Genomic DNA, 11975 nt, shown 5'->3' with positions numbered 1-11975 from the left:
TCATCTCGCTGCAACTTATTTGAATGCATATTTCAAGCAACAGTTATTAAATACGAGGGTACTGCTTAATGAGATGTATTTTCGGCAGCAGTTTCCTCGGAAGATTGAGGCGCCGTTTCGGTATTCTCCGTATTGCCGGCTCCATTAGCATCGGATGATGTCTCTTTCCACCATTCGGTTGCCGTTTCCGCTTGCTGAATTTGAGCATCCTGCTGCAAACCGGAGTCACCGGGGCTTTTATTCAGCCATGCAAGGAAAAACGTAACAACAAAAAAGAGCGTTATCAGTGTATAGGTTGCTCTTGTCAGTACGTTACCGGAACGCGAACCAAACGCCGAATTCGATCCGCCTGAAAAAAGGCCACCTAAGCTGTCGCCTTCTTCATTCTGTAATAATACCAGTCCGACAATCAAAAATGCAACTATAATGAAAAATACCAATAACGCGATACTTACTCCGCTCATAAATACTCCAGAAATTTAGTAAATTGCCCTCTATTATATAAATATTTACAGGGTTATGCAAGCATTATTTTTGACAGCCTTATCTCTTTTTGATGACATCAAAACCGCAATAGGGAACCAGCGCTTCAGGGATTTTGATACTGCCGTCCTTCTGCTGGTAGTTTTCGATAATAGCGACAAGCGCGCGGGATACGGCAATTGCCGTACCGTTCAGCATGTGCACGTATTTATTTTTTCCGTCATCGTCTTTAAACCGTACATTGAGGCGGCGTGCCTGATAGTCGGTACAGTTCGAGGTAGAGGTAACTTCTCCCCATTCCCCGCCGTTGCGTCCGGGCATCCATGCTTCCAGGTCCCATTTACGGTAGGCGGGAGCACCGAGGTCGCCGGTGCAGGTATCGACAACGCGGAACGCAATGCCTAAACCGGTGAAGATTTCCTCTTCGATAAGGCGGAGTTTTTCGTGGATTGCATCGGATTCTTCGGGGGTGCAGTATACGAACATCTCCAACTTGGTGAACTGATGCACACGGTACAGTCCCTTAGAGAACTGACCTGCCGCTCCCGCTTCGCGCCGGAAGCAGTGCGAAAGGCCGCAATACATCAACGGGAGCTTTGCTTTTTCAAGTATTTCGTCCGAGTGATATCCGCCGAGGGTAATTTCCGCCGTGGCGACAAGGCAGGTGCCTTCATCTTCTATAGTATAGACATTTGACTCGCTTCCGCGCGGATTAAAGCCGATACCACGGAGAATTTCTTCTTTTGCGACATCCGGGGTAATAAACGGAGTAAAGCCGTGTTTGCGAAGGATATTCAGACCGTACAATACCAGCGCTTGCTCCAGGAATACCGCTTCATTTTTAAGATAGTAGAATTTTACGCCGGAAACCTTTGTTGCGGCATCAAAGTCGATTAAATCGAGTGCTTCCGCAAGCTGGACATGGTCTTTCGGCTCAAAATCAAACTGAGGAACGGTACCAACCTGTTTTACTTCGCAGTTTTCCGTATCTTCTTTGCCGACAGGAGCATCAGGGTGCGCCATGTTCGGAATCTGCATCATTGCAGCATCAAGTGCCGCTTCTTTTTCTTTTAATGCTGTTTCTGCAGCCGCAATTTCAGCTTTAATCGCCTTACCGGTTTCGATAAGCGCGTTACGCTCTGCAGCATCCTTTGCTTTCTTCATTGCAAGAGAGTTTTCATTCCGTTTTGCCTGTAACCCTTGCAGCGCAGTTACCATCTCAGTCCGTTCGTCAAAGAGGCGGACGGCAGCCTCTGCATCGGCATGCATAGCGCGGTTAATAATATTTTGTTTAACCGCTTCCAAATTATTTTTGATAAATCGATAGTCAAGCATAGCATTCCTTAAAATTCAACAGTTGAATAAAATGTGCATTTTGGAAACTGTTGAATTAGTGCGCGGAAAGCGCACATGTTTAATAAGCGATGTTTCAGCTTTGCCGAAACTCGACGGATAACGAGGCAGCCTTATTGTGGCTGCTGAAGTTACTCCGGTATTCTATGCAGTTCCGGTACTTTTTGCAAGCGTTTTATTATTTTTTGCTATAAAGTGCTTGCTTTAATATATTTTTTTCTCTAATATGTAAGCTCCTTGCAACAAAACTCATAGTTTGAAGTAAGGGATATCACAACATAAGGAGTTACACCATGAATAAGTGGTCTGACTATTTTTCTTCATTTAAGGGTGATTGTTGGCGCACCGGTATCGATGTACGCGACTTCATCCAAAATAACTATACTCCCTATACGGGAGATGACGGCTTTTTGACTCCTGCTACGGAGAAAACATTGCGTGTGTGGAATAAACTCACGGAAATGTTTAAAGAAGAGACAAAACGGGGCGTATATGACGCTGAAACCAAAAAGCCTCAAGGGATCGATGCTTACGGTGCAGGGTACATCTTAAAAGATGATGAAGTTATTGTCGGTTTGCAGACGGATGTTCCGCTCAAACGCGGTATCTACGTTAAGGGTGGTTGGCACGTTGTCGAGAATGCGCTGAAAGCCTACGGATATGAACTTGACCCGCTCACCAAAGAAATCTTTACCAAGTACCGGAAGACGCATAACGACGGCGTTTTTTCCGTCTATACCGATGAGATGCGTGCAGTGCGCAAGTCGGGCATTATCACCGGTTTGCCCGATGCCTACGGACGGGGACGTATTATCGGAGACTACCGCCGTGTCGCACTGTACGGCGTTGACAACTTGATACAGGAACGCAAAGAAGCGATGCAGCAGCTTGATGTAAATGAATTAAGCGAATCGGATATCCGCTACCGCGAAGAAATCAGCGACCAAATAAAAGCGCTGGAGGCCTTTGTCCGGATGTGCGAAAGCTACGGCTTTGATGTAAAGCGTCCTGCTGAAAATGCGCGGGAGGCGGTACAGTGGGTATACTTTGCATTCCTTGCCGCTACAAAAGATCAAGACGGAGCGGCCATGTCGATTGGGCGTACCTCCACGTTCTTGGATATCTTTATCGAACGGGATATCGCAGAAGGAAAGCTCACCGAAATGGAAGCACAAGAGCTTATCGATCAGTTTATTATTAAGCTGCGCATTATCCGCTTCCTCCGCACGCCGGAATACAATGAGCTGTTCTCCGGAGACCCCACGTGGGTTACCGAAGCGCTCGGCGGTATGGGCGTTGACGGACGTCCGCTTGTTACCAAAACTTCGTTCCGCTATCTGCACACACTGTACAACCTGGGCCCGGCTCCGGAACCGAACATGACCGTGCTGTGGTCTAACCATGCGCCGGAAAATTGGAATAAATTCTGTGCAAAGGTTTCAATTCAGACTTCTTCCATTCAATATGAAAATGATGATCTGATGCGCCCCGACTTCGGTGATGATTACGGTATCGCGTGTTGTGTTTCTCCGATGAAGATCGGTAAGCAAATGCAGCTGTTCGGTGCACGAGCAAACCTGCCCAAGTGTTTGCTGTATGCCATCAACGGTGGACGTGATGAAAAGTCCGGCGTACAAGTAGCACCGATGTTCAGCCCGATCACATCGGAATATCTCGACTATGACGAGGTGATGGAACGGTTCGAGCAGATGATGAAATGGCTTGCCGGTGTGTATATGAATGCGCTGAAAATCATTCACTATATGCACGACAAATATTCATACGAAGCGTTTGAGCTTGCCTTGCACGATGCGGATGTTGAACGCATTCAGGCTACCGGTATTGCAGGCCTTGCAATTGTTGCAGATTCGCTTGCAGCAATCCGCGACACCAAGGTAAAGGTTATCCGCAATGAGGACGGGCTCGCGGTTGATTTTAAACGTGAAGGCGAATATGTTCCCTACGGTAACGACAATGATGCGACGGATCAGCTTGCGGTTATGGTTGCACGTAAGTTTATGAACTACCTGCGCCGCCACGAAACCTACCGCCATGCAAAAGCAACGCAGTCGGTATTGACGATTACCTCGAACGTCGTATATGGAAAGAAAACCGGTGCAACACCGTGCGGACGCTGTGCGTATGAACCGTTCTCTCCGGGCGCAAACCCGATGAACGGGCGCGACACCAACGGAGCGATTGCTTCGCTTGCTTCAGTTGCCAAGCTGCCGTTTGAAGATATCGGTGACGGTATTTCGTACACCTTTGCAATCGCGCCGAATGCGTTGGGTAAAGAAACAAATAACCGTGTAGATAATTTGACCTATCTGCTGAGGGGTTACTTTACTCCGGAAGGCGGACAGCACCTGAATGTCAACGTGTTCGACAGGGCGCTGTTGGAAGATGCAATGGAAAATCCCGAAAAATATCCGCAGTTGACCATCCGCGTTTCCGGTTATGCGGTAAACTTCGTGAAGCTGACGCGAGAGCAGCAGTTGGATGTGCTTTCGCGTACCATCAACCAGTCCTTTTGAAATATACGACGCATCTACGGCGTCATACGGTAAAAAAGTGTCCTCAACGTATCAAAGATACGCCTGCGGTACTTTTTTACCGTATTCCTTGTATCTGCATCGTCTATTTCAAAAGGCTTACGGATAGGGGGCATCTGCGTTGTCGCTTAACAAAAAACAGTCCTCGACGTACAACAAGTAGGCCTGCGGGTGTTTTTTGTACGCTCCTAGCATCTGCATCGTCTATTTCAAAAGGCTTACGGATAGGGGAGCATCTACTGCGTCGTATCATTAAAAGTGTACATCCGTGTACACTTTTAATGGCGAATTTCGGCAAAGCCGAAACATCGCTGCTGGTTAATACGAGCGGCATCCGTGCCGCTTCTGCAATAAATGCGCAACGTATCAGAACGCCCAAGGATGGGCGTGGTTCTAAATAGCAGCAAGTTTTTCGCTAGAAAAACTTGTCGTTGAACAGTGTACACGGAAGTACACTGTTCAACAGGCTTACGGCAAAAGGATTTTATACAACAGTTTCTATGGCATATATTCATTCGTATGAAACATTTGGGACGGTAGATGGGCCGGGATTGCGGTTTGTGGTATTTCTGCAAGGGTGTCCGATGCGCTGCAAGTATTGTCATAATTGCGATACGTGGGAGCGAAAGGATGCTCGTATTCTGGATACTGCTGAGGAGACGTTTGAGCGGATCAGACGGTACAAGCACTACTACCTTTTTGCAGGCGGTGTTACGGTAACCGGCGGGGAGCCGCTCGGACAGCCTGAATATGTAAAAAATCTCTTTGAACTGTGCAAAAAAGATTCACTGCATACGGCGGTGGATACATCCGGCTATTTTCTAAACGATAAAGTAAAGGCGGCTTTGGAGTACACCGATCTTGTTCTGCTCGATATAAAATCGATTGATGAAGAGCAGCATCAGGAGCTGACCGGAGCGCCGCTTTCCCGTGTTTTAGCCTTTTTGGATTATCTTACTTCTATTAATAAACCGGTGTGGCTGCGGCATGTGATTGTACCGGGCATTACATATAATACAGCGCTATTAGAAAAGCTAGCCGACTTTATTAAGCCGCTGCCGAATGTGGAAAAAGTTGATCTTCTTGCCTACCACACACTCGGTGTATTTAAATGGAAAGAACTCGGCAAGGTCTATCCGCTGGAAGGCGTGCCGCCGCTTTCGGCTGAAGAGTATGCAGTTGCAAAGCAGATTTTTCTTGACCGCGGTTTACCGCTTACATCGGGTGCGGCAGAGAAATAGCGCGGCGCTCTGCTTATACAAATGAAACGGCTCGTCTTTGCATGAAAACGGAAGCACATACTGAAAACCGCTTACTTATACTGAGGATTTGTTTCGTAAAAATCTGCGGGTAGAATATCCATCAGGATGATATTGTGGTATTCCATATTTCGGATTAAACCGTCGCGGATTTCTCCGATTTTTTTAAAGCCGACCTTTTCGTAGCAGGCAACGGCACGCCGATTAAAGTCATATACTCGTAACAGAATATTATGCAGGTTAAGCTTTTTAAAAGCGTAATCCAGCAGCAGCGACAGTGCTTCTCGCCCGTATCCCTTACCCCAATAGCTCTTATTGCCGATGAAGATACCGATTTCCGCCGTCCGGTGAAGGTGATTGATGTCGATAAAGCCGACATTGCCGATCAGCTCATTAGTCTTTTTGTCGATGATACCGTAATTGTGATCTTGAGCGAGTTTTTTTAGAAGCTCCCTTTCTCCATCGACAGGAATAATCGATGAAACTAATTGCAGATTTTCGGTCACTTCCATATCGTTCAGCCAAACGGTATATTGTTCGGCATCTTCGATATTGAGTGGCGAAAGATAGCATTGAGTGCCTATCAATTTTTTTATGTACATACAAATCTCCAAAAGCCAACCGTATCAGGCTGCTGTGTGTATCCCCGCAAAATAAGTGAGGCTATTCAACCAGAATTTCGCCGCATTGCGGCTCAAATGGTCGCCTAGCCTCACTTATTTTGCGCTGTTTATTTACTTGTCTGATGCGGTTGGCTTTTTCTGAAATCAATAACCCCGACGCAAAGCATCGGGGCATTAAACCCTCCGCACGAATAAAAATTGCTCGCGCCTTGTATCTACACCGTCTATTTCAAAAGGCTGACGGAGAGATTATTTGCAAAAGCGCTGGCTATGCAAAATCACGATGGCAGCCGGTAGTTCTAATCAATAGCGTGTTTGCCCAATGAACTTGTAGTTAAACATGGACAAGGATGTCTATTTTTACCGTGCGCCGGGAATCTTTACGACGATGTTTGCAAGTTCCGGTTTCTTTTCGAGGTCTTTTTTTAGGCCTTCCGCGCGAGCTTTGTTGACATAGTCGGGCGACTGGAATGAATAGGTGAACTTGGTATGCACGTCGTAGGTTCCCTTCATCAATGCATATGCGTCTTCCGTCATAACGAGTTCTTCGTCGGTGGGGATAACGAATATCTTTACCGGCGAGTCATCAGCGCTGATGCAGGTTTCCGCGTTGCGGGTACGGGCAAGTGCATTCTTCTTGGGGTCAATCTTGATACCGAGGTGAGTTAAGCCTTCGCAGACGGCGAGCCGGGTGTCGAAGCCGAATTCTCCAACGCCGGCGGTGAAGACAATTGCATCCGGTTTTTGACCAAGCGCGGCGATATAGGCGCCGAAGTATTTTTGCAAGCGATATACTTCCATATTAAAGGCAAGCCGTGCCCGTTTATCGCCTTCTTCCATCGCCTTAGAAACATCGCGGCGGTCAACATATTGTCCGGTAACGCCGAAAAGTCCTGATTTTTTGTTCAAGGCAGTATCCATTTCCGCCGGTGTCATGCCGGTTTTCCGCATAATATAGAAGGGAAGGGCGGGATCGCAGTCGCCGGATCGGGTACCCATGACCAAGCCTTCCAATGGGGTCAGTCCCATCGAGGTATCGAAGCACTTGCCCTGCTTGACGCAGCACATCGAAGCGCCGTTCCCGATATGCGCGATGACGATATTGGTATCCTCCGGCTTTTTCCCGAGGATGACGGCAGCTCGCTTTGCCGTGTAGAGAAAGCTGGTGCCGTGGAAGCCGTAACGGCGGGCGGAATATTTTTCGTACCATTCGTGGGGAATGGCGTACATAAAGCTTGTTTCGGGCATCGTCTGATGCCACGCCGTGTCGATAACCGCACAGTGCGGAACATTCGGCAGTACTTTCTGAGCAGCTTCGATACCCATAATATTGGCGGGATTGTGCAGCGGTCCTAAATCCTGCACTTCGCGGAATGTGTTGATGATTTCGGGGGTTACGATAACCGACTTGATAAATTTATCTCCGCCGTGGGTTACGCGGTGGCCGACAGCCTTAATCACATTCATGTCGGTGATAACACCTACGGACGAATCCGTTAGGGTCTTGATAATGAGTTCAACCGCATGGGTATGGGTGGGACAGGGGCTTTCCAGCACATACTTGTCTTTTCCCTTTGCCTCGTGGGTAATAACGCTGCCGGGCTGAGTTACCCGTTCTACAACACCCGATGCAAGGACACTTTTGTTGTCCCAATCATACACCTGATACTTTACCGAAGAACTGCCGCAGTTCAATGTCAAAATAACCATGAAAAAACTCCTGTTTATTGATAATAAGTATAGAATATCGATAGACTTTCTTTCTTTAAAGAGCCTCTATCATTCATGAGCTTTCAGTATATAGCGAAATCGGAGAAATGTCAAAAAGTAAGAGCTATTCTATCTTATGGTGAGGTGGGCTGTAATTTTATCTTCTCCCCATCAAACATCATAGCAAGATTATCGATTTGAATAGATTGATTGAAATATTTACTGTCAAAACCTTGTATCTCTATTGAACCTATATAAGTTTCAACATCATACTCACCGATTATGTGATCTAGAAATAGATATGCAATTTGATAATAAATTGTGCTTTCGGATTCATTATATCCATTCAGAAAAAGTAATATTCCAATTTTATCTTTTTCATCATCATTAAATAAAAGGAATCTGATTTCTTTCGGCTCAATCTTCTTTTCATGGAATTGAACTGTATGTATTGTATCACGTCGGGGTCGGAATTTAATAAACTCCCATTCAGCGATCTCCGGTTTTGCCGAGTATAGTTTTTCAACCGCCGGAAATGAAGCTTTTATTCCGCCGGCACTTATTATAAATTCTCTTTTACCGTTTTGTATAGGACCAAATTCAAAAGTTAAGTCTTGATTTATTTTTCCAAGCTGAAAAGCAAGCTCATTAAATATTTCTTCTTGTTCATTTTCAAAATGAAACAACCGCGATGAATTTTTCTTAAACCAAGTCCAAAATACTTCTTCTTTATTTCTACTGTTAAAGCAAGAAAATAAACTCATGATCGATACCCCTATTATGCATATTCGTAAAATCTTTTTCATTTTTTGCCAAGACTTTCTGTTAATCATAAATGAATCCGGTATTTTAATTATTTAAAATAAATCCATCTAAAGAACAAAAATCAGGAATAATCTTAATGTAATTTATACAGGTGTCCTCCCATTTGGTTCCTTTATAAACTTCTTTAATTACCAGTTTTATAGACTGACATTTTTCTGCAATTTTAAAAATCTGAGGATTCGGCGTATCTTTAAGTTCAATTTCTTGAATTTTTTTGCCATCCTGATTATAGACATCAAAAAGTTTAACACGATTATTATTTTCATAAAGATCCGGTTTATTAAAATGTACATATCCATTTGAAATAATAAGCGCCTGAATCTGATCGTACTGTATATGTATATACTCACCGATTCCGTCTCCCTTTACAGCTTCAACCCAAGGCGCATTGCCATCTTGATTATCAAGATTTTTTGCAGAATATAAAGTGTTCTTTTCTTTTAACTCACTGGAGGCGGAAAAAATATGTGGCATAGAAAATCCAAATAATTCCTTTCTTAGTACGCTGATTCCATCAACGCCATAGTAAATTTCTTTGTTATAATCATTTATTAATGATATAAGATTATCATTTGCAAGCATTAGATATTTTTTATTATTAAAGTTGATATAATCTAATTGATATTCTACATCTTTCTTTAAAGGAAAAAGTCCGCTTATGTTATTATTTAATACATCCGTATCAAAATCATCTGTCGCACATATATGAATAGCATTTTCATAAAATACGATAGTCGTAAATTCATCGCTATAAGATTTTTGAAATTTCAACTCAGGTAATTCTTTTAGTGAACCTGTGATAAACTGTATGTTATTTACCGAAATCCACCGCCAGTCTCCTTCTAAAAGTTTTATATAGACCCATTGACCATCAACTTTTCCGCTTGCAAGAAATTCGCAATTAGGATGTATAAGGTATTGTGTATAATCATCTTTCTGAGTGTTTTTAAAATCGGTATATACTTTCGTTTTTCGGTACATTTAATAATGGTTGTTTGATTTTTACATTTTACGGAATTTGATTTTATTTCCCAGATATTATGATATTGTTTATTTCCCTGAGTTATTTTTACCCGCCCGGTATACTGGGTATTATTATTTACAGGCTTATTTATATATTCTTTTTCATAAGATTCGGAAGCATATGCAAATGAAAAGAAACAAAGATATATAATAGAAATAATAATATTTTTTCTCATTATTTTATCCCCTTAATTCATTGATATAACTGTTATTTTGGTTTTGAATTACATTGTTATTTTTCAGATAGACATATATTAATTGCAGATTTATTTTTATATCTTCAAGCATTGCCTTTGCTTTTTTTTCGAATCGATAATTCCTTTGTGTATATTTTCCAAATAAAAAATAATCTGTTATAGTGGCTTTTCCTACCCAATTTAATTTTATAAATAACTTTGGTAATTTTATATCAAAATTCACGGGAATATCTGAAAAAAGCTCAACTGATTTTAAGGCTTTACAATATTCTATATACGTTCTATGGATTTCAGATATTTGAAAGTAATCATAATATTCTTCATCAATAATCTTATTTATTGAATTGGATAATCTATTCAGAGAAGCTATAAAATCGTTTCTTAAACTTTCTGTTAACTTCATTATCAGTTCCTATATTGTGTAATAAAGACATAAATAATACATTGCCTAAAATAGCAGCGTTAAAAAAATTCGTGTCAAAATAAATATCTCTAATATTTATATATTCCGGTTCCTTTACATCTATGACACTTTCCAGAACCTTTACACGCAACACAATTATGATTATAATAATGCGTATCGTAATCTTGTCTAGTCCCATCGCAGTGTGAGCATTTTCCAGTTCCACGGCATTGCAGACAGGGTTCTTCTTTTACTTCACAACTTGCAAATCCAACTGCTACTGATATTGTCAATAGACAGACTAGTAGCACAACAAATGTATTCCTTTTCATTTAAGAACTCCTATAAATTTTCCGCAAGTGATTGGCTTGTCGACCTAACCTTATAGTTTCAGAGTTTTATTTTCATCCCATTTACATATTATATACATCTATACTATACATACTATTTTATCGATTTGTCAACACAAAATATTTTATAAAAATCGGTGAGTATGTGATGTGAAAAAGCTTTTTAAACTGAATCTTAAAGTTCGGCTTATGTTCAGCAACTAAAACTTGCTAAAAAAGATTTTTCTCATCTATTATCCCATTACAGCGCCCCAGCGGGTGTTATATCAAATAAATTGTTTAATAAGCATTCCAAAATATAATGAAAATAAATACACATCCCCATGCATTCTTTGTTATAGTTCTAATTATTGATGAAAAACTATTGTATAAAATAATAACAAGCATTGTTGATATAAAAATGATCCATAAATCAATATCCGATTTTTTCTTTAGTTCATTTTTTTTCATTCATGCTTTATAACTCCTGAATTGATAATTCGTACGATAGTACGTTCATCTAACATACAGTTAAGTTGTAAAACGTATCGGTGTATAGCAGACTGCCATTATTTATTTCTTTTTTTGCTATCAAACCTTTCTCTTATCCATTCAATTAGACAGTGAATTAACAGAAAAGGTACTAACAAGATTAAAATGATTATATTTTTTATACATTCTTCTTTTCTATACTTCTCTTTTAATTCAGGTTTCTTTTTTATAAGTTTTTTTATTCTTTTGTTTCGATTACGGTTTTTTTCGAATATGTAATTAACACATCTTGCTAATAATATAATAAATAAACCTCCCATTGCACGGATAAAATTTCCATTTATTTCATTTCTTTTATACGCTTCTTTTTCAGCTATTGGAAGTTTGAAATCATTTTTAGAATCGTGAATAATTTGTATTCTTTTATTTTCATAGTATTCTTCACTTGGCTTGAAATCAAAAGAACAAATTTGTTTTAAATTTTCACCAAGCAAACTATATTCAATTTTTACATGATAATATGTTCCACTTCCCTCTATATGGCTTTTTATTGAATATGATTTTATAATTGCGGTTTCAATGATTCCAAATTTTTCCAAGTGTGAAAGATTATAATAATTCTTACATGCTAAAAATAAAAAAATACAATTAGTAAATAACAAAGTATTTCCCAACCGCTATTTTTATCATTATTACTAGTCTTCTTCATTTTTTATAAAACACAAA

Annotated in this window: 10 protein-coding genes; 2 read left to right on the top strand and 8 right to left on the bottom strand. The window is 41.2% G+C overall.

Annotated elements, in window-relative coordinates; all coding sequences use genetic code 11:
* Positions 1–65: 65 nt before the first annotated feature.
* Together secG and serS are read right to left on the bottom strand one after the other, a co-directional pair.
* Complete coding sequence (secG, locus tag QI63_RS02555; RefSeq protein ID WP_044013615.1) at positions 66–464, bottom strand: preprotein translocase subunit SecG; 399 nt, start codon at positions 462–464, stop codon at positions 66–68.
* A 79-nt stretch (positions 465–543) separates the two neighbouring features.
* Positions 544–1818, bottom strand: coding sequence for a serine--tRNA ligase (gene serS / locus QI63_RS02550; RefSeq protein WP_044013613.1), 1275 nt, complete (start codon positions 1816–1818; stop codon positions 544–546).
* Positions 1819–2129: 311 nt separating this feature from the next.
* On the opposite strand from serS, the gene pflB reads away from it, so the two are divergent.
* Both pflB and pflA read left to right on the top strand, forming a co-directional pair.
* The gene (pflB, locus tag QI63_RS02545) at positions 2130–4370 is read left to right on the top strand and encodes a formate C-acetyltransferase (protein WP_044013611.1); all 2241 of its coding nucleotides are present in this window, start codon (positions 2130–2132) and stop codon (positions 4368–4370) included.
* 518 nt (positions 4371–4888) lie between these two features.
* The gene (gene pflA / locus QI63_RS02540) at positions 4889–5629 is read left to right on the top strand and encodes a pyruvate formate-lyase-activating protein (protein ID WP_044013609.1); all 741 of its coding nucleotides are present in this window, start codon (positions 4889–4891) and stop codon (positions 5627–5629) included.
* 71 nt (positions 5630–5700) lie between these two features.
* Here the strand turns inward: pflA and QI63_RS02535 are convergent, their stop codons facing one another.
* The 6 genes from QI63_RS02535 to QI63_RS02505 form a co-directional block, all read right to left on the bottom strand.
* Positions 5701–6249, bottom strand: coding sequence for a GNAT family N-acetyltransferase (locus QI63_RS02535; protein ID WP_044013607.1), 549 nt, complete (start codon positions 6247–6249; stop codon positions 5701–5703).
* 381 nt (positions 6250–6630) lie between these two features.
* A complete protein-coding gene (locus QI63_RS02530) occupies positions 6631–7980 on the bottom strand; it encodes an acetate kinase (protein WP_044013605.1) in 1350 nt (449 codons plus the stop codon).
* 134 nt (positions 7981–8114) lie between these two features.
* Entirely contained in the window at positions 8115–8744 is a 630-nt protein-coding gene (locus QI63_RS02525; protein WP_144389696.1) for an Hcp family type VI secretion system effector, read from the bottom strand.
* A gap of 85 nt (positions 8745–8829) precedes the next feature.
* Positions 8830–9786 carry an NADase-type glycan-binding domain-containing protein gene (locus tag QI63_RS02520; protein WP_144389650.1) on the bottom strand — a complete coding sequence of 319 codons (957 nt, stop codon included), beginning with the start codon at positions 9784–9786 and terminating at the stop codon, positions 8830–8832.
* A 222-nt stretch (positions 9787–10008) separates the two neighbouring features.
* Positions 10009–10428 (bottom strand): hypothetical protein, encoded by a 420-nt coding sequence (locus QI63_RS02510; RefSeq protein ID WP_044013597.1) that lies wholly within the window; start codon positions 10426–10428, stop codon positions 10009–10011.
* Positions 10429–11326: 898 nt separating this feature from the next.
* Positions 11327–11848, bottom strand: a complete 522-nt coding sequence (locus QI63_RS02505) for a hypothetical protein (RefSeq protein WP_144389649.1) — start codon at positions 11846–11848, stop codon at positions 11327–11329.
* Positions 11849–11975: the final 127 nt, after the last annotated feature.

Origin of the sequence: Treponema sp. OMZ 838, from assembly GCF_000775995.1 — a bacterium.
Taxonomy (GTDB): domain Bacteria; phylum Spirochaetota; class Spirochaetia; order Treponematales; family Treponemataceae; genus Treponema.
The sequence above is the reverse complement of the archived record's forward strand: the minus strand, read 5'-3'. Positions and strand labels throughout refer to the sequence as shown.